The organism is Ruegeria sp. BG11 (assembly GCF_056538565.1).
The window spans coordinates 10,438-29,363 of sequence record NZ_JBQFTH010000004.1; the positions used below are offsets into that span (position 1 = coordinate 10,438).

Consider the following 18,926-nt stretch of genomic DNA (forward strand, 5'->3'; position numbering starts at 1 on the left):
AATCACCTTCTTATTCTTGGGGAATTTAACAGGGCTTCGATTAGGACAGGTACACGGATCGGTTTGGTGATATAGTCGTCCATCCCTGCATCCAGGCACATCTCACGGTCCCCCTGCATTGCGTTCGCGGTCATCGCGATTATGCGAGGGCGACTTCCGTCCGAATGCGATTTGTTGATACGACGAGACGCTTCAAGACCATCCATCTCGGGCATTTGCACATCCATAAAAACGACATCGTATGTTTGCCGGTTTACGCTTTCGACCGCCTCAGCACCATTGCTGGCCAAATCCGCGCGGTAACCCATCTGCTCGAGCAGTCGGAGTGCAAGTTTCTGGTTCACCAAATTATCCTCAGCCAGCAAAATGCGCAGTGGATGTCGCGTTGCCATATCCGGATCTGTTTGAGGTTTGTCCTGTGGTTTGGACGGCTTTACGCGCACCTTTTCAGTCGCGAACAGTGTGACCAGGGTGTCGAACAAGTGGGATTGGCGCAAAGGTTTGGCGAGGTTGGCGGCGAAGAGCCCATCTTCCAGGTCTATATCTCGCGGGCCAAGTGAACTGAAAAGGATGAGTGGCAAACCTGGCTTCTTGGCGCGAACCTTTTTGGCAAGCTCTTCTCCATCCATTTCGGGCATATGCATGTCAAGAATGGCCAAATCGAACTCGACGCCTTCTTCTAGTATGCTCAGCGCCTCGAACGGAGACTCACAGGTCGTGGTCTGCGTGCCCCATTTCTCGGTTTGAAGAGACAGGATTTTACGATTGGTGGCATTGTCGTCCACCATCAAAATTCGTTTGCCTTCGAGTTCAGGCTGAACGCCGACGAGAATGCGTGAAGATGACTTAACCGGCTTTGCAGGTTTTGCCTGGATCTTGAAAACAAAAGTGGAACCGCTCCCCTCGCCATCGCTTTCAGCCCACATGGTCCCGCCCATGAGTTCCGCAAGACGTTTTGAGATCGCAAGACCCAGACCAGTGCCGCCATATTTCCTGGTCGTTGAACTATCTGCCTGACTGAATGACTGAAATAATCGACTCATGCCTTTTTTGGATAGGCCGATTCCGGTGTCTCGGACTTTAAACGTCAGTTCGAGCATTCCCTGTACCTTGGCAGATTGCTCAACAGACAGAACCACTTCGCCGCTTTCGGTAAACTTCACTGCGTTGGAAAGAAGGTTTAGCAGAATCTGCCGCAATCTCGTTAGATCGGCGCTAATCGCCAACGGTAGCGAGTCATCGAACTCATAGGCCAGATCGAGTTGTTTCTCGGCAGCCTTGCCGCTGATTAAATCGAGCGCGCTTTCTACGCATTCGCGCAGGTCAAACGGATGGTTTTCGATGTCCATTTGTCCGGCCTCAATTTTCGAGAAATCGAGGATCTCGTTGATGATACCTAAAAGCGCATCGCCGCTATCGCGGATCGTATTGGCGTAGTCGCTTTGTTCTGCATCCAACTCTGTGTCCATCAACAGCCCGCTCATCCCGATAACGGCATTCATTGGCGTTCGAATTTCGTGAGACATCGTCGCCAAGAAGGCGCTTTTTGCTTCGTTTGCTTCCTCAGCAACTTTTCGCGCCTCTTCGGCCTCGCGGAAAAGACGAACATTCTCGATGGCAATTACCGCCTGGTCTGCAAACGAGTAGGCGAGGTCGATCTCATCTTTGGTAAAGGCGCCAGCTGTTTTCCGAGCGAACACCAACACACCCAGACACGCCTTGCCTTTTATCAGTGGCAGCAACAGAGCGGCGCGAACGCCATGCCGGTCATACGTAATCTGCTCGAACGGTGAGAGTTCGAGCGTATCCCAATCCGGAAGATGTAGCATTTTCTTCTCATGAAGAACCTGAGCGGGAAAGCTGGACATTGGATCCGGGTCGATAGGGAAACTTTGGTTTCCTTCAAGGGTGGCAACACCGTCTGCACTCACCCGCGCGAGCACCTCGAACGTGTTACCTTGAGCGGTCATGGCCGCAACCATATCAGAGGAAACCAACCGCACACCTGCTTCTGCGATTGCTTCGAAGACTGGCTTGATGTCGTCAGGAGACTGGCTGATCACCCGTAGAACGTCCGCACTCGCAGTCTGACGTGCAAGGGAAGCTTGCGTTTCATTAAACAGGCGAACGTTTTCCAGCGCGATGATGGCCTGATCGGCGAAGGACTCGGCAATGGCGACCTCATCTTCGCTGAAAACTTTGGCCGTTTTTCGGATGAACACCAAGGCACCGAAACATTCCGTCCCGCGCATCAGAGGCACTGTCAGCGAAGACTTGAACCCTTTCCGGCGGATGATTTCTTGATCGCGTGGGGGTAGCTCATCGTACCGCCATTCGGGCAAATGCAAGGTCTTGCCGCTCTTGATTGCCTTAGAGGGCAAATTGTCTTCGGGATCAATTGGCAGGCGCTCGTTCCATGTGATTTCTTCGACACCATCAGGTGTCGCAGCAGCGATCTGCCAAAGTTCAGTCTTGTTCGCCTGAATAGCAATCGACAGGTCGCAATCTATGAGGGTCGTCGCCAGTCCGACAATCTTTTCAAAAACCGGCTTGGTATCTGTTGGGGATTCAGAGATTACTCTTAAGACGTCCGCGCTTGCGGTTTGGCGCGCGAGGGCGGTCTGCGTTTCGTTGAAGAGTTGCGAGTTCTGAATTGCAATTATTGCCTGAGACGCGAAGGTCTCCATTTGCTTTATTTGTTTTTCGTCAAAAGCGGCCGCTGTTCGACTGCCCATGCTGATAACACCAATTGTGTCACCATCACGGATTAGTGGCACGGAAAGAACGGATCGATAGCCTTCGAGATTGGACTTGAGCAGCGGATCGTAGTTAGTGTCAGCTTGCGTATCTTCAACATAGTCAGCCCTTCCATGCAAAAGCGCACGTGCTGTGGCCGACGTTTCCCCGGGTTCAAAAGGATGCGCCTTTAAAAAATCCGCGAATTTGGCCGATACATTGTGTCCGGCAAAATAATGGTACTTTCCATCTTCGGGTGTCTTAAGTGCCACAAAGGCATCCTGTAGGCGGCAAATACGGGATGAAACGGCCAGCAATGCTTCCAGTACAGGCTCCAATGCATCAGGAGACCGAGAAATAACTTCGAGTACCTCGTTTGTGGCTTTTTGATACTCTAACGATTCCTCAACTTCCGCCGTTCGGGCTGTCACCTCGTCGAATAGGTGCGCATTTCCAAGTGCAATTACCGCTTGCGAGGCGAATGTTTCAACTAAGGCTATCTGCTTGTCCGAGAACGCCCCAATTTTCGAATGAGCAAGTGAAATCACGCCGAGCGTGACCCCATCCTTTACGAGCGGAACCCCCAAAGATGAACGAAATCCGGCGCCCAGTGCTTCTTCTTTCCAAGCGTAATCCGGGTCGTGCTCAAAATCTTCAATGTACACCGTTTTGCCTGTTAGCGCGACGCGTCCCGTGGTTGTGCCCTTGTCTGGAACGAACACCTGACGGTTTATGATGTCGTTGTGAGCTGCGGCGGAATTGTGGGTCGCAGCAACGTCATAAATTCCGGTTTCTTCGTTCAGAAGTGCGACGTAAGACGCTTCAGGTTTGCAGATGCGAACCGCCACCTGCAAAATAGCTTTGAGAACTGGATCAAGTTCATTTGGCGAGCGTGAGATCACTCCCAGTACTTCAGACGTGGCCGTTTGATAGTCGAGCGCTTCTTCAACTTCTGCGGTGCGTGCCTGCACTTCTCTGAACAACCGGGTGTTGTTGATGGCTATCACAGCCTGGGATGCGAATGTCTCTAACAGGTTGACCTGTTTTTCACTAAACGCCCCGGGCTTCCGGTGCGCCATGACTATAACACCAACGGTCACGCCGTCGCTGACCAAAGGGACGCCGAGGGTGGTGAGGTAGTCACCGATCTCCGCCGCCACCTTCCATGTGTAAGTTGGATCCTTGCTCGTATCTTTTATGTAAACAGTCTTGCCATGAAGAGCCGTGCGGCCGATGCACGAGCCTTCCTCTGGGGCAATAGGGTTGTCTGACAAATAGTTAAGAAACGCGTCGCTCACGTTGTGGGACATGGCCACACGGTACAACCCATCGTCTGCATCCCGCATGGCGAAGAATGCATATTCTGGGTCGCAGATACGTGAGGAAACTTCCAGGATTGCATCCAGCACTCGAGGAAGATCGTTGGGCGAGCGAGAGATGACATCTAAAACCTCTGACGTGGCAGTCTGGTATTCTAGCGACTGCACGACTTCGGCAGTGCGTTCCTCCACTTCCCGGAATAGGTTGGCATTCGTAATGGCGATAGTGGCTTGGTCGGCAAAGGTTTCTAACAACTGAATCTGCTTGTCGGAAAATCCCGAAACCTCGGTTGATCCGACCGAAATCACACCCACGACCTCGCCATTCTTGACCAATGGGACCCCGAGCACGGACCGATATTCCCCGACGCCGCTGTCTTCTATCCAAGTATAGGAGGTCTCGGTTTCAATATCTTCGATATAGACAGTGCGTTTCGACAGAATGGCTCGCCCGCTTACACCGCTTTCATCAGGCGAAATAGGATGCGCTTTGACATATTCCGCAAAGGTCGTGTCCTGCGTGAGTATCGCATGAACATGAAAAAGCTGATCGTCGGGGTTCAACATCGCAACATAGGCATCCTGCAACTCGCAAATCCGCGACGCTTCTTTGAGGATAGCATCGAGAACAGGGGCCAACTCATTTGGTGACGCCGAAATCACCCGCAGCACTTCAGATGTGGAAGTCTGGTATTCCAAAGCCTGCGTTACTTCCGCTGTGCGATCCTGAACTTCGCGGAACTGGCGGACGTTCTCCATTGCGATAACGGCTTGAGCCGCGAAGGTTTGGACTAGTGCTACGTCGTCGTCTGAGAATGGCGCAACTTCACGACGGTAGAGCACGATCACCCCTAGACCGGTGCCATCCTTCATCAACGGAACTGCCAGAACCGAGCGGGCTCCTTCAATCTCAACCATCTGAACCCGTTTCGGGTCACGATCCCTGAAGTACAGGGGGTCGTCCGCGATATCGTCCTGGCGAATGACCTCGCCATCGACCATTGGTTTGATCGCAATTAATTCCGTGCGGGTTAGCGGCTCGACAAAGTTTTTGAGCGCTTCGTCAAAATCGGTTCTTGCGCCGATATTAGCCGGGATCGTTGCGAGCCCGCGTTCGTTATCAGCGACACATAAAAACGCCAGTGGGGCTTTGCACAAACGGCTGGAGTTTTCGAGAATGCTTTGGAATACAGGTCTTTCGTCGTCGCGGCTCCGGCTGATGACTTCGAGGATTTCTCGCGATGCTTTTTCGCGCTCAAGTCGTTCCTGAACTTCTCGAAATTGGCGCGTGTTTTCTATCGCTATGACAGCGTGTTTGGCGAACTCTTCGATGAATTGCACGTCGGGATCAGAAAACGGGCGCACTTCGCGGCGACTTACCGCAATAGCACCTATCGCCTGTTCCCCCTGCATCAGGGGCACAACGACCCGTGACCTGATGCCTTCGACCTCGACCATTGTAACAGCAGTAGGATCACCCGAGCGGTAGAACTCTGTGTCGGCGATGTCCTCGACGCGTACAACCTTGCAATTTCGTATCGCAGCCGCCGCCGTGACCGACCCATCAAGAGGCCACTCTTCGCCCAATTCGACGTCGGTTCTATCGTGCCCCCATGCACCGGCCAATTGAATATGGGTTCCCGCAGCGTTGACCAAAACCAGCGCCGCCTGATCTGCGTCACAGATTTCAGTGGCCTGCTGAAGCACGGCTTCAAAGACTCGTGCGTCATTGTCCCGGCTTTTGCTGATAACACTCAGAACCTCCTGCGTCGCCGCTTGGCGTTCCAGCTGAGTGTGCAGCTCTTTCAGTTGACGAGTGTTATCGAGGGCAATGACGGCTTGCGCGGCAAAGCTCTCGACCAAAGAAATCTCGTCATCGGAAAAGGGTCGCACTTCGCGCCGGTAGATCCCGATGACACCTACAGGGTCACCATTTGCTGACATCAAAGGAACCGTCAGAAACGAACGAACACCTTCCTCATCAACCAGTTGCCGGCGCCAAGGATCCCCGTTGATGTAGTGGTCTGTCTCGCGCAAATCGACATTGTGAATGACGCGCGCTTCCCGCACGGACTCGGCAATTTGTAAATTTGAGTCCAGAGACCAGCGATCCACGCCGACCTTGTATGTAGCCAATTGATCACCAAAATGGGCGGCGTATTCCAAATGCGTTCCTGCCTCATTTAGCAGGCTCAACGTGGCTACATCTGTTTCGCAAAGCCGGGCCGTGTTTTCCAAGATCGTCTGAAATACCGGCGCTTCATCATCCCGAGACCGACTGATCGTCTCCAGAACATCACGCGTGGCACCTTCACGCGCCAGACGCACCTGCAACTCGCTAAACTGTCGAACATTTTCGATTGCAATGACCGCTTGTGCGGCGAAAGTTTCAACCAGCTGGACCTGATCGTCGGAATAAGGTCGCACCTCATCCCGTGCCAACATCAGGCATCCGATTGCGCTGCCACCCACTTTCAATGGAACAAAGAGATTGCTCCTGCACCCATGCGTGTCGACAATGAGCTTAAAGCGCTCATCTCCCGATTTATGGAAATCGGTGTCGCCCATGTCGACAACACGTTTTGTCTTACCGCTGAGAATAGTGTCAGTCACAATGGAGTTGCCTGGCTCCATCGTGTATTTGCCATCGAGCCAGAGCTGCTGAATATCCGGGTGTAAATTGACGCTTGCAACCAGTTGCTGACGAGCATCCCCTTCTTGCCCGAGCACCAGACCGGCAAAAAAGGCATCACACAGATCTTTTGCCAGCGTTACAATCAGGTCGCATACTGGCTGGATGTCATCCTTGGTCTCGGAGATCGCTTGCATAACCCGCGCGGTGGCTTCGAACCGAGCCTGCTGATCATCCGCGCTGAGCCCAGAGCTTTGCGCAGATGACGACGCTGAGTCAGCAGTCTCTGTTGATGCCTTCTTTCCACCCACCTGCGTTCGTGCCCCCGCGCAAACTAATGAAACACACAAGACCGGAGTTTAGAGGGCATACGATAGAAGTCACAGAGTTTCTTTGAGGGATATGCTCGATGCGCTTCAATCAATGACTGTATGGAGTGATCATGGGCGGAAAAGGCCGGTCAAATTGATGGTGAGGGCAGCTTTGAAACTCCTTTCGCAGGTGATCACAGCTGGTTCTAGCGCAATAGAGATGATTGGCCGGTAACCGCTAAGCTCAACCTGAATGGTGCTTCATCTGACATTGTTCGAAGCGAGTGCGGCCGCGAGCCTCGCATCAATACAGTGTTGTGCGGCACCCAAACTGCTTTTGAAGATTTATGTTCAGGTGCTCCCCACTGAGGGAGCAAAACTCGGTTCTCAATGTCCGCTTTGGGCTGGAAGCAGACTTCACGGTTGCGCCCTAACAACTTGTGTCCTGAGTGAGCTTCGTCTGTATCGTTTGATTGATCTTCCTTGTACGGTAAGATTGGTGAACCTTCAAAACTAATCCGGGGTTAAAAATGTACAGGTGTGTGCCGACAATACTGGCTTTGTGTTGTGCAAGCTTACTTCACGCCGCCGGTATGGAACGGTGGGGTGAATCCGGTGACTGGACAATCCTGATTGATCCCAAAAAGGGCAACGGCTGTCTTGCTTGGAAGCCCTTTGAAGACGAAATGACCGTTGAAATTGGCGCGGCGCCCAATCAGGCCGGCGGTTTTTTTGCCGCCTACAATCCGGCCTGGGTGCAGCTAGAGGACGGCGCGACCGGCATCGTAAAGTTCGACTTTGGTGATGCAAAATTCGAAGGCGAAGCGGTTGGTGTCTACAAGAATGGAGTTCCCGGTGGCTACGCCTTTTTCGACAACCCGGCGTTTGTGACCGAGTTTGGAAAACGCCAAAGCGTTACGATTATTGGTGAAAGTGGCGCCGAGGTTGAACTCGACCTCAGCGGGTCTGCAAAAGCCATTGAGGCCGTTCTGACGTGTCAGGCCGAACAGCCGGAACCACTGAAGAACTAGGTCGCGCCCGACTACTGCAATTGATTGATGTCCGGCACACAGGGTTGCCTGTTGACAGGCATAGCGTCAGCGCCCTCTGGAGCCTTGCTTCTAGACCCAACCACATCCAGCTTGAACTTTGGCGACGAAAGCTGACCCGTTACATCAAATGGCCAAGCACTCCGGGATAGGGGTTTGCCGACGCGACGAGGCTCGGCTCTTAGTGCGATGCTATCGTTCAGCCAGTCCACTTGCCCCCTGGCCACCAATTGAACCGATCCTGTTTCGATGACGATGGAGTTTGAACTGACCCGTCCGGCTTGAATATCAACCGGGGCGACCACGCAAGTGATGTCGGTATAGCCTTGTCGGAACTCTTCTGAAAAGAGCCAGGGGAAAATACCTAGACCTGCCAGCTCCAATAGGCTGGTGCTGATATATCCCTGCGACATCGACAAAGACGCTTTGCCGCGCATCGAGTTGACGAAGGCCTTGCCCGAGGCAGTATTGCCAGAAACGTTGAACTCTCCGCTCAAACGTCCATAGGCCTCAATACCAATGCCCAACTCATCCAAGATTTCGCCGAATTCCCATCCTGAGGTCGATCCCGACAATGAAAGCCAATCAGGAGAGTCAATCAGATCCATGACCGCCCGCAAGCTGAAGTTTCCACCGCCATAAGCCATCTGAAGAGGTCCGAAATCCACGGTTCCCTCTTTTGCAGACAATTGGCTTGAAACAGACGTTACCCCTTGCTGGCCTACAATCTCTTTGAATTCGATCTGTACCTCGACGTCAGCTTCTCGCAGCACGCGCTGTACATCCAGAAGATCGGCAGGTTTCCCTTTTTCCTTTGGCAATACCAAGGGCTGGACGTCTGTCTCCTTCGGTAAAACCAAAGGTTGAACTTCGGCTTCAGGTTCCTTTGTGGTCTCGCCTACCAAGCTCTTCAGTTGGTCCAGCACGGCAGTCAGGTTCTTCAGGTCGTTGAGATCGAGCCTTTCGCTCGTGATGTTGCCCCGAACAACAGAAGCACCCTCGGGAAATTTTGCGTCCAAAGCCGCAAGAAGATGCGAGGACCCTGCTTCGAACTGGATTGCGGCATCAAAGTCCTCGCCCTGTTTGGAGGTTTCAGCATTGATAGCTAGTGATCCGATTTCGACAGGTTGCAGATTCACTGCGGTCAGAAAATCCGCGCTGTCGTCGACGTCCAATTCCACGTCGAAATCGAGACCGGCAAGGCCTCTTATCTCGTTGACAGATAGTGCGAGATCGAGTGCCCAGAGATCGGTGCCGTAGGTGGTCGCGTTAAACCTGTTGAGTGAAACCGGCCCACCCGCGTTGGATATGTTGAAATCGGCTTTGATGCCGCCGAACTGGTCAACGTAGTCTTCATCGAGGTTGGGCAAAATCAACTTGGCGGGCCCGTTTAGCTCCCCATCGAAAGTCACGTCCTGAAGCTGAAGCAGATCGAGGATTTCACCTTCGGCTTTCAGGACAGGCTCTTCAATTGGACCCGCTTGTAGTGCAATGCCCAGCATGGCAAGCCGTCCGTCTGGCATGCGGCGAATACTTTCGATTGAGGCTGGGCCGATTACGTCCAGCCCTTGGTCGAATGCATTGGTTTGGAACAGCAACTTCTCAAATTCGAAGGAAGCCAGGGATCCGACCATATGCATTTCAAAGCCAGTGAATTTAAGTTCCTGGATACTTTTTGCTGCTGGCGGCGGCTGTCCTTCGGGATGAAGCCGCGCGTTAAAAAGCAGATCGACGCCCTGAGCGGTGTAGAGGTCATCTATCGAACCTTCAGCTTCGAGTTTTTGCCCATCCTCCAGGCTTACAGTTGTTGTAAACGCCTCGATCTTCAAAGCGTCCTGAGAAACGAGTTCTGCTTGCAGCTGACCATTGCCTTCTAAAACGCGTTCCAGCCCAATGACGTCCAGAAAATCACCGAACTCACCTGTGTCCATTTCCAAGACTGCGCGATAACCGCCCCCTTCGTCTGCCGAGAAGGGCTCGCCATCGTAGCTTACGGTCATTTCTCCAAAACTGGCGCGTGTCGTAAACGGTGCGGCGTGTGGGTAGTCGCCTTCGATTTCGAAACCCTGACCGTTGACGGAGCCGGTACCAGAGACCTTTGTTCTTTGTCCATTATCTACTTGTTCGAGCGCGAGTGACTGAAGGTCAAATACAAATGAGAAGCCCGAGACCTTGTCGTCAATGTTTAACCCGATTGATGTGAAACTGACGTTCTTGTCGCTCAGAAAGTTCAGGATCCCACCGCCTTCCGTACCGCTCTCATTGGTACTATCAGCGCTCGCGACGTCTTCTTGATCTTCCGTTGATACTGTTTCGTCAGATTCGGGCCTGCGTGTTGGCCTGTCTGTTCGCCAGCTTGTAGTGCCGTCTTCGGCCGTCAGAAGATTTGCTTGGAGGCCTTCCACGACGAGATTGTCAAAGTCCAGACGCCTGTTGGCCAAAGCGGCAATATCCAGCTCCAGCTCCAGCAGGTTCAATTCCACTAGAGCTGATCCTGGCATTGTCAGGCTCGGGATGACAACACCACCAACGTAAATGTAACTCGTGCTGCCAAGCGCGACGCTTACATCATCGTTGACAAGAAGTGGCCGACCAATTTGTTCCGAAAGAACTCTTTCCACAAGGTCGCGCCGCATGTCCGAGAACATCGGAGCAGCAAACAACAACCAAACAAACGCAACTGCTGCGAAAGCGAGAAGTGCAACAATCCCAATTATCCTAAATAGCCAAACCCTCATGCGCTCCCCTATTGCAGCTCACATTGCTTCGTATTTACGCCAATTGGAAGTCACCAATCCTACTAGCAATTTAGCACGATTAGAATTGCGCGTCCCCTTGAGGATGACGTGTTCATCGGTCCAAAGCTGCAAGTATTCGAGCATCTCGTTCGTATGGGTCCTCACGGAAATGAACGGCCCCATCTTCGACCCACGCAGTCCAATGGGTCAAAAGGACCGGCATGGGCTCGGGTATTCTGGTTTTCCCAACTGATCGCGCGCAACGGCTCGGAGAAAAAGCGTATGAGTACTCGCGACTGGGGCGGCGAAAACAACAGTATTAAGGCTGTTAACCCTTCGGCTCGCTTCACGTCCGCTAACTCAACTTGGTGAATAAAGATCAAGCACGGATAGCACACGTGAACGAGTCTCACGATCTTTCACAAAAAAACGTTCTACGACGCTGCGGGCAGGGAAGTCTGGCCAAGTGTCCAGCATTTCGACAATTGCCTTCTCCGCCCCCACAGTATTACCTGTTTCGTGATAGGCGGTGGCGAGCAAAAAGAGGCTTGGCGGACTCACAGGATGGCCTCGCTCTGCTGCTTTGGAAAAGGCATCGATGACTTCACCATAGTTCTCCAACATAAGTTGTGCAGCCCCATAGATGTTGTTGAATGCGAAACGACCCACGCCTAGTCGAGACCGTTGTGGATTAGAAACTTCGGCCATTAACACAGGATCATCTACAACTAGGGCCGTGATGCCTATCAGATCCAAAGTATGTCCGTCTTGAGGGCTAAGATCCAAGGCAATTCGGGCACGTCTAAGCGCTCCTTCACTATCTCCAGTCACAGCAAGGGTCCAGCCATGAGCGGCTTGCGACCAACCATCCAAGGGATCTAGCGTGGTAGCGCGTTCGGCCATTTCCAAAGCTTCAGCAACTAAAGCGGTTGAAGCGTCAGCATCGCTTGTCAGAAGTGACTTAAGTGTGAGCACCTGGGCCGAACCCGCATAACCTGCAGCAAGTTGCGGATCGAGGTCAATCACATACCGAAACGTTTCCAAGTTAATGGCTTGCCGTCGGAGGTCGAACAAAGGAAAAAACAATCCCCGTGTTTGCTCAGCTAAGTTTGCAGCCTGAACACTGGTGAATGACTTCTCCCGAAGCGCAGCCAATTCTGCGGGGTTTTTATTGGTTGCGAACTGTGTGTTCGATTGGGAACCGCGTAGTCCAAAATATCCTAGGACACATGCCAACAAAAGCGTTGTTCCGATGAGCGGTAACAGGAATTTGCGACGCCAAAAACCGCCAGAGTGCGATGATGCCGACTGGCTTTGCCCACTACTTGGCTTCGTCGCGACGGATGGTTCAAATTGTGGTCGATACCCCCCGGTTTGCATAGTTATGCGTAAAGGGTCTGATTTGCCCGCGTCACTGTAGTAGTTCTCCAAGGCACGCCTAAGGCGACGGGCCTCAACCCGAACGAGGTTTAGTGCCCCACCGGTCTCGTCAAGCTCCTTTTCGTAGACATCTGTCGCGATAACTTTGCCCTTTAAGGAGCGCCCGTGACCGTCAAGTTCCTGTTCGACAATGTATCTTAGGAAGGACTGCAGCCTGGGTGAGCCTGCAAACTCTGCGGATGAAAGGACCCGCTCAAGTGTTCGCCTAATTTCTTCAGCCTCTATCATTTCCCCAGAATCACATCCATTTTCTTATTTTTTTTCAGTGTTTTAATGACCATCCCGCCTCTCTGAATCTAAGCTGAACTCACCCCTAGCTCACCGTAACTCACTTTCTTTCCGCTCCACCCACCTTCTAACATATTGGCTAAAGTGAATACAAAAAGGCCACACTCAACCATGAACTGCAGGGAACTCCACGCCCTCATACCTGAGTATTCCGAGGCGGCTCTGTCCCGAGCGCTAAGGAACGAAAATGTACGTGAGGCGGTGGAAGACCTTGATGAAGTTCTTAAGCATGTAGCCCTCTCACCAGAAAAGTCTCCTGTACGAAAAGAATGGGAGACTGTTCGAGACGAGCTGCTGTCCGAAATTCGACGACTTACGCAGAGGCTCAGCGATGCTAGTTGATATCGGCGATGGTTAGGAAACGCAGGTCCTTGTCTTCAGGAACCAAGAAAAAACAAAAAACTGTGCACCAAAAAAACTCTCGGAGGATCCAAAAATGAGCCAATCACGCAACCCTTACGGGCAACGCCCCGGCGGTGGCATTACGCTGCCGGAGTATTTCCGGCCGACACCCGGCTGTACAAGCAACAACTTTTTCCCACCCAACGAGCTTTTGCCAAAAGGCGAGATGCGGATTTGTTTTCCGGGTAGCACGCCTTGGCCTCCGACGATGGTACAGTCCGGCACATGCATTGTCTTGGAGCTGGGGAACGGTACTCCATTCCCGCGCCGCCTGTTCTTTGATTTCGGCAATGGCTGCGTAAGGAATATTATTCAGCTTGGCATTTTGCCGCCGATGGTGCGCGACATCTTCATCAGCCACTTGCACGTCGACCACTATGCAGACTTGCCCTACTTCATGCCGTTCCGCGCATGGTCGGGAGGCTGGCGCAACGGTTTGCGCATTTTCGGCCCATCAGGTGACCGGCCAGAGACGGGCACCCAATATATGGTCGACAAGATGCATGAGATGATGACATGGCATCTTGAGAACTTTGACCACTGCCCGATTGGCGCCGGCTACGACACCGAAGTTGTTGAGTTCGACTACAAAGACGAAGGCGGTGTGGTTCTGGAAGAACCCGGTTTGAAAGTCACACACTGGGCGCGAAGCCACGTGAAAAGCGGTGCGTCAGCATATCGCGTGGATTGGGAAGAAGCCGGATTGTCCTTTGTCTGGACAGGCGACGGGCGCCCTGATGAAAGCACAATCGAGTTTGCGAAAGGCTGCGATATTTTCGTGACCGAAGGACAAGCCGATCTACCGCAACTACTCAACTACAAATACGGCACGCCCAAAGAAGTTCTGGAATTCACTCTGGATACCTACCACACGCCTTACTATGCGGCGGGATATCTGATGAACGAAATTCAACCTCGGGCCGGTGTGATCTGCCACTACACCGAGGAATCGGCGGGCGAAGCCATCGCGGAAATTCGCGCGCATTGGGATGGTCTATTCCTCTTTGGTGGACCAGACACCAAGGTAATCAACGTCACAAAGGATCGTATCTGGGAACGTATGGCCCTGCGTCCGGAAATGCCGGCGATGCAGCCACCAGATCCCAGAACGATACCGTTCCCGGATGGCGAGATGCCGGATTACATTCAGATTCCGAAACCGCGTTTGCCGCGTGAGGAACAACAGGATGCCTTCCTGCGGGAACGGGAACTAGATCCGGCCCTCTACATGCCTGAGGACGTACTCCGTCCACTGACGCAGCACTACGACGAAGAAACTTTCCGCTTCGACCTCCACGCCCTGATTGCTGCGCGCGATCATACGGATTGATCTGATTATTGACTAAAAATAAGCGCCGCGTTTCTGAGCCACGCGGCGCGATCACAGTTCTTGCAAAAGGATGTAGCCATGAACAACGCCCCAAAAGAACCTGTCCCGCTGACGATCCTAACAGGGTTTCTGGGTGCGGGAAAAACTACTCTGCTGAACCGGATTTTAAAGGGTGAACATGGGTTGAAAATTGGCATTCTTGTGAATGATTTCGGCTCGATCAATGTCGATGCAGAACTGGTTGTCGACGTCGAAGATGGGATGATTAGCCTCGCGAACGGCTGCGTCTGTTGTCAAATCCGAGATGATCTCGTTGAGTCGGTCGCAGCGTTGATCGAGCGTGATGATCCCATTGAGTACATACTGCTTGAAGCCAGCGGAGTTGCAGATCCGGCAAGCATCTATATGACCTTCGTGGATTCAGCATATCGCGATCTGATACGGCTTGACAGTGTGACGTGTGTCGTCGACGCCGATCAAGTCTTTACTTATGACGACCCGGACCTTGCCAAGCTCAAGCTGCAGCAGATCGGATTTGCGGATCTTGTAATCCTTAACAAAGTTGATTTGGCAGGAGTCGAGGAAACTGCAAAGGTAAAGAGGTGGATAGACGGCTTCTTCTCAAGGGTTCGCATCGTTCCTGCCGTCAAATGTAACGTTCCGCTCGAAATCCTACTGTCTGTCGGTCGTTTCGATGTTTCTCGCGCAATGGCTGATCAAGCGCATAGCCACGACCACGAACATCATCATAAGCGCAATCACGGTTCTTTCTTTAGCACCTGGAGTTATACGCGCAACGCTCCATTGCAGCGCAAAGCATTGGAACGAATGATCAAGAGAGAACTGCCTTCAAATATCTATCGCTGCAAGGGATTTGTTTACCTGGATGACGACCCAAACAGCCGTTATTTGCTGCAAGTTGTCGGGCGGCGGGTCGAGTTGACAAAAGACCGCCCTTGGGGGGGCGAGGATCCGGCAAACCGGATCGTTGCCATCGCACACAAAACAACTCTTGATCAAGCGCACTTGTGTGAGTTGTTCGATGCTTGCTCTGGTTCGTCTGTCGGGAACGAAAATAGCGAAGTTGTAACTGTCGCAACAGGATAGTTACCATGCATGAGTTGGAAATCCTGATCGTTCAAGCGGCGAGCTACATCCAGGTTCTATTCGAAGCGGCGAGCGTCATCGTCGTTGCTGCTGGAGGCATCGCCTTTGCACGAGCGTTCATTATGCATCGGAAGTCGGATGCCGAGCCTATCGCACGGCGCATCCTTGGAAAATACCTGATTGTAGCGCTCGAACTGCAACTAGGCGCGGATATTATAGCGACTGCAACAGACCCAACAATCGAAGAATTGGCGAAACTGACAGCCATCGCCTTCGTCCGAACCTTTCTCGACTATTTCCTCGTTCGGGAAATTCGCGAGGAGAGAGTCGAGGATAAAACAAGTGAAACCTAATTTTCTGACTGAGGCCTCCAATGGACTTTGACGACGAGGACATGCCGCAGCGTTCTAACAATCAGTTGGCCGGCGAACGAACAGATCTGGCGTTCGAGAGGTCCCGGCTCGCGTCGGACAGGACAACCATGGGATATATGAGAACGGCTACGTCGCTCATTGGGTTTGGCTTCTCTATACCTGCACTATTCAGAATTCTGACTGAAGTGCCTGGGTTGGAAGAAGTTCCGGTGGAACATGCACGTTTTGTCGGATTGTTCATGCTGATACTGGCGGTTCTAATGCTGTCAGTTGCGCTAGTTCAGCAAATTACCTTTCTCAAGCGGATTTCTGATATCTCCGGAAAGCCATTTCCGATTTCACCAGCGCTGGTCTCAGCCGGGTTGATCTTGGCGGTCGCTATTTACGCTACAATCAGCATCCTTTGGAATGTGGAACCATTGTGATGGAGTCGCCGCTGCCCTTTGAGCAATCCGTCACCCTGTTCATCCATATCTTCATTACTCTGGCCATGCTTTGCATCGGGATGAGTGCCACGCTGCGCGAAATGGGTGCTGCGGTTCTGGAACGCGAAAAGCTAACGCACCTGCTTGCTGCAAATGTCTTTATACCGCCCGTCATTGCAATCCTGATTATCGGGATTTTCCCCCTACCCAGACCGGTCAGTGCCGTTTTGTTTTTGTTAGCGGTCGCCCCCGGCGGCATCAACGCTGTCCAGTTTTCGACCAAAGCGCCGGGACAAGTCAGCGCGGCCGGGGCCCTGCTGGTTTTACTTTCAATCATCGGCTTGGTTCTTGCGCCGTCGGCCGCTCAGGTCGTTTTGCCAACCGCCGCGCTGGAACGTGTCGCTTGGAACCAACTAATGATCCGCATCGTGGGTGTGATCGGAATTCCCTTGCTTCTTGGGATTTTGATCCGACGATTTTACCCGGATGTCGCCGAGCATATCTACAAACCGGCGATGCTTATATCGACAGTCTCCTTCATTGCATCTGTCGTAGCAAGCATCAGCATCCGGCAGGAAGCCGCTGTTGGATTGGGACCTTCGAGCCTGATCGCGATATTGGTTTTCATTCTGTCCCTAATGGCGCTCGGCTGGTTTTTAGGCGGCGAGAATAAGGAGTATCGGCAGGTCCTTGCGACCTGTACAAACCTTCGCAATGTCGGTCTTGTCTATCTACTTGTGGATGCGTGCTGCTTTGATCCGGCCTATTCAGCGAGCGTTCTGGCCTTCATGATGCTGATGGTTCCAATCAACCTTGTATTCACTATTGCCTGCGCAGTGGCAAGAAAACGGCATAGCCAATCTGGTAGTGATGACAGAGGCACCAATACATGACGATTGGGCGAACGACATCGCGAAAATATCTTGCAACCATGCTCGCTATAGCTGCTTCCACTTCTTGGGCTCAAACCGGAGAAGACGAAAAACTATCGGATGATCCGACAAAGATCGTAACGAAAATCGGCGTTCGTTATAGTGACTTTGGCACCGTATTCGGCTCGGTTGCTTTCGGGCCCGTAACGAAGATCAATGTCTCGGTCTCAGAAGACGATCAGTGGCGCGTTGGTGGCTCTTATCTCTTCGGTTTTGGGATAGTTAACTTTTCAGCGTCCGAGCAAGAGCTGGAAGATGGCGTCAAACAAACGCAATACGCCATAGGGACCTTTGTGCCGCTTGCCGCGTTGGGCGTTCAACCGAAAGGATGGCTTTTATTCCCGGCACTGGGAGCAAACTATACTGACGGTCGGATCGGCAATAGCGATATTGAGTTTGCTGATGCCTTTCCCGCTGAAATTGCCAGCAAGGGCGGTTATATCGGTATACTTGGCCTCAAGCCATTGTCAGAACGATGGGTTGTGAAGACCGGTGGTGTCCTATCTGCCGGTTCCAACGATTACTCTGGGTACACCGTTGGTGCAGGCGTTACCTTTAATGCGTCGCCGAACGACAGCATCAGCGTATTTGGCAGCCATATCGACAACACTTTTGGAACACGTGATCTGGTTGGCATCAGCTATACGCACGAGTTTTGACGGCAACTGAACAAAAGAAACACAGTGAGGGCAATTCACGATGCTCATTATTCTCGGTCTTTATTTTGGTATTGTTTGGCTGGTTTTTGCGAAGCTCAAAATCCTGCCTTGGAACGGGTTCTTCAAGACGGTCGTGTACGGTGGAGCTTTGGTCATCGCGTTGGTTGTTGTTGGAGCCTTAAACCACACGACACCATCCGGGACTGTGTCCGTGCAAGGTGCTGTCATCAACATTGCGCCGAACGTATCCGGCCCAGTCACTGAAGTAGCGGTCACGGCAAACCAACCGGTGGCGAAGGGTGATGTGTTGTTTCGAATAGATGATACCACTTACGCGGCTGAAGTTGCCCGACTTCAAGCCTCGCTCGCATCAGCACAGTCCGCAGCAGACCAGTTGCAGACAGACTATGAGGCGGCGCTTGCAGAAATTGATTCTCTTGAAGCCCAACTTTCTTTCGGTGTGCAGCGTCGCGATGACATCGTCCAGCTTACCGGACGCGGTGCCGCGGCTGAGTTCCAATTGCAGGAAGCCGTTTCAACGATTGAGCAACTTGAAGCCGGGCTCCGAGCAGCACAAGCGCGTAGGCAAAGCCTTGAACGACGCATCGCGGCTCAGGTCGACGGAGTCGACGTCGGTGTCGTTGAAGTTCAGGAGGCGCTGGCCCAAGCTGAGTGGGCATTGCAGCAGACAGTCGTTCGTGCGCCGGATGACGGTGTTGTAACGGCGCTCTCACTCCGCCCAGGCAATCGTGTTACGACATTACAAGGCGCCGTGAATTTTCTACTCCCTTCAGATCGGCTGCTCATTGCGGCGTTGCCGCAAAGCAGCTATCCCAACGTGGCAGTTGGCGATACGATCCGGATTGCTTTGGGCACTATGCCAGGTCAGGAATTTGAGACCACAATACGGTCAATCCCTCCGGGAACACGAGAGGGCGCGTTGGATACGAGGGGCGGGCTGCCTAGCCTGCGCGAACTTACAGGCGCGTCGAGCTACATCGTAACTATCGATATCCCAGAAGGCCTTCCGTCTGATCGTGCACAGCTTGGTACGTCAGGAACCGCATTGGTAATAACCGAAGGGGCTGGCGCAATCTCAGTGCTTGCGGAAATCCTGTTTTGGATCAACAAGAAACTCAACTACATCTGAGCCCAAATTCGACAAAAGGGGCAACCCGGCCTTG

Annotated in this window: 11 protein-coding genes; 8 read left to right on the forward strand and 3 right to left on the reverse strand. The window is 52.6% G+C overall.

Annotated features, from left to right (window positions below):
- Nucleotides 1-2: 2 nt before the first annotated feature.
- A complete protein-coding gene (locus ACR0JF_RS07825; RefSeq protein ID WP_170659184.1) occupies nt 3-6,998 on the reverse strand; it encodes a GAF domain-containing protein in 6,996 nt (2,331 codons plus the stop codon).
- A 686-nt stretch (nt 6,999-7,684) separates the two neighbouring features.
- On the opposite strand from ACR0JF_RS07825, the gene ACR0JF_RS07830 reads away from it, so the two are divergent.
- Nucleotides 7,685-8,029, forward strand: a complete 345-nt coding sequence (locus ACR0JF_RS07830) for a hypothetical protein (RefSeq protein WP_480669104.1) — start codon at nt 7,685-7,687, stop codon at nt 8,027-8,029.
- A gap of 11 nt (nt 8,030-8,040) precedes the next feature.
- Here ACR0JF_RS07830 and ACR0JF_RS07835 read toward each other — a convergent pair whose 3' ends face one another.
- Nucleotides 8,041-10,785: an AsmA family protein gene (locus ACR0JF_RS07835; protein ID WP_480669106.1), complete on the reverse strand. Its 2,745-nt coding sequence runs from the start codon at nt 10,783-10,785 to the stop codon at nt 8,041-8,043.
- 360 nt (nt 10,786-11,145) lie between these two features.
- On the reverse strand, nt 11,146-12,453 hold the full coding sequence (locus ACR0JF_RS07840; RefSeq protein ID WP_170659179.1) for a hypothetical protein: 1,308 nt from the start codon (nt 12,451-12,453) through the stop codon (nt 11,146-11,148).
- Between the two features lie 496 nt (nt 12,454-12,949).
- Here ACR0JF_RS07840 and gntH point away from each other — a divergent pair, with 496 nt between their 5' ends.
- The 7 genes from gntH (at nt 12,950) to ACR0JF_RS07875 (ending at nt 18,892) form a co-directional block, all read left to right on the forward strand.
- Nucleotides 12,950-14,245: a guanitoxin biosynthesis MBL fold metallo-hydrolase GntH gene (gene gntH, locus ACR0JF_RS07845; protein ID WP_152456705.1), complete on the forward strand. Its 1,296-nt coding sequence runs from the start codon at nt 12,950-12,952 to the stop codon at nt 14,243-14,245.
- A gap of 78 nt (nt 14,246-14,323) precedes the next feature.
- Nucleotides 14,324-15,352, forward strand: a complete 1,029-nt coding sequence (locus ACR0JF_RS07850) for a CobW family GTP-binding protein (RefSeq protein ID WP_170659177.1) — start codon at nt 14,324-14,326, stop codon at nt 15,350-15,352.
- Nucleotides 15,353-15,357: 5 nt separating this feature from the next.
- Nucleotides 15,358-15,705 (forward strand): DUF1622 domain-containing protein, encoded by a 348-nt coding sequence (locus ACR0JF_RS07855; protein ID WP_170659175.1) that lies wholly within the window; start codon nt 15,358-15,360, stop codon nt 15,703-15,705.
- A gap of 20 nt (nt 15,706-15,725) precedes the next feature.
- Nucleotides 15,726-16,151 (forward strand): YidH family protein, encoded by a 426-nt coding sequence (locus tag ACR0JF_RS07860; protein WP_170659173.1) that lies wholly within the window; start codon nt 15,726-15,728, stop codon nt 16,149-16,151.
- A complete protein-coding gene (locus ACR0JF_RS07865) occupies nt 16,151-17,044 on the forward strand; it encodes a bile acid:sodium symporter family protein (protein ID WP_170659172.1) in 894 nt (297 codons plus the stop codon). The genes ACR0JF_RS07860 and ACR0JF_RS07865 overlap by 1 nt, the downstream gene beginning before the upstream one ends.
- Nucleotides 17,041-17,742, forward strand: coding sequence for a hypothetical protein (locus ACR0JF_RS07870; protein WP_170659170.1), 702 nt, complete (start codon nt 17,041-17,043; stop codon nt 17,740-17,742). Before ACR0JF_RS07865 ends, ACR0JF_RS07870 begins: the two co-directional genes overlap by 4 nt.
- Before the next feature lie 40 nt (nt 17,743-17,782).
- A complete protein-coding gene (locus tag ACR0JF_RS07875) occupies nt 17,783-18,892 on the forward strand; it encodes an HlyD family secretion protein (RefSeq protein WP_170659168.1) in 1,110 nt (369 codons plus the stop codon).
- The last annotated feature ends 34 nt before the right edge of the window (nt 18,893-18,926 follow it).

What these genes read in the sequence shown, in the direction of transcription:
- ACR0JF_RS07850 (WP_170659177.1), top strand. Translation starts at nt 14,324, where the DNA reads ATGAACAACGCCCCAAAAGAACCTGTCCCGCTGACGATCCTAACAGGG.
- ACR0JF_RS07875 (WP_170659168.1), top strand. Translation starts at nt 17,783, where the DNA reads ATGCTCATTATTCTCGGTCTTTATTTTGGTATTGTTTGGCTGGTTTTT.
- ACR0JF_RS07835 (WP_480669106.1), bottom strand. Translation starts at nt 10,785, where the DNA reads ATGAGGGTTTGGCTATTTAGGATAATTGGGATTGTTGCACTTCTCGCT.
- ACR0JF_RS07830 (WP_480669104.1), top strand. Translation starts at nt 7,685, where the DNA reads ATGACCGTTGAAATTGGCGCGGCGCCCAATCAGGCCGGCGGTTTTTTT.
- ACR0JF_RS07870 (WP_170659170.1), top strand. Translation starts at nt 17,041, where the DNA reads ATGACGATTGGGCGAACGACATCGCGAAAATATCTTGCAACCATGCTC.
- gntH (WP_152456705.1), top strand. Translation starts at nt 12,950, where the DNA reads ATGAGCCAATCACGCAACCCTTACGGGCAACGCCCCGGCGGTGGCATT.
- ACR0JF_RS07855 (WP_170659175.1), top strand. Translation starts at nt 15,358, where the DNA reads ATGCATGAGTTGGAAATCCTGATCGTTCAAGCGGCGAGCTACATCCAG.
- ACR0JF_RS07865 (WP_170659172.1), top strand. Translation starts at nt 16,151, where the DNA reads ATGGAGTCGCCGCTGCCCTTTGAGCAATCCGTCACCCTGTTCATCCAT.
- ACR0JF_RS07840 (WP_170659179.1), bottom strand. Translation starts at nt 12,453, where the DNA reads ATGATAGAGGCTGAAGAAATTAGGCGAACACTTGAGCGGGTCCTTTCA.
- ACR0JF_RS07860 (WP_170659173.1), top strand. Translation starts at nt 15,726, where the DNA reads ATGGACTTTGACGACGAGGACATGCCGCAGCGTTCTAACAATCAGTTG.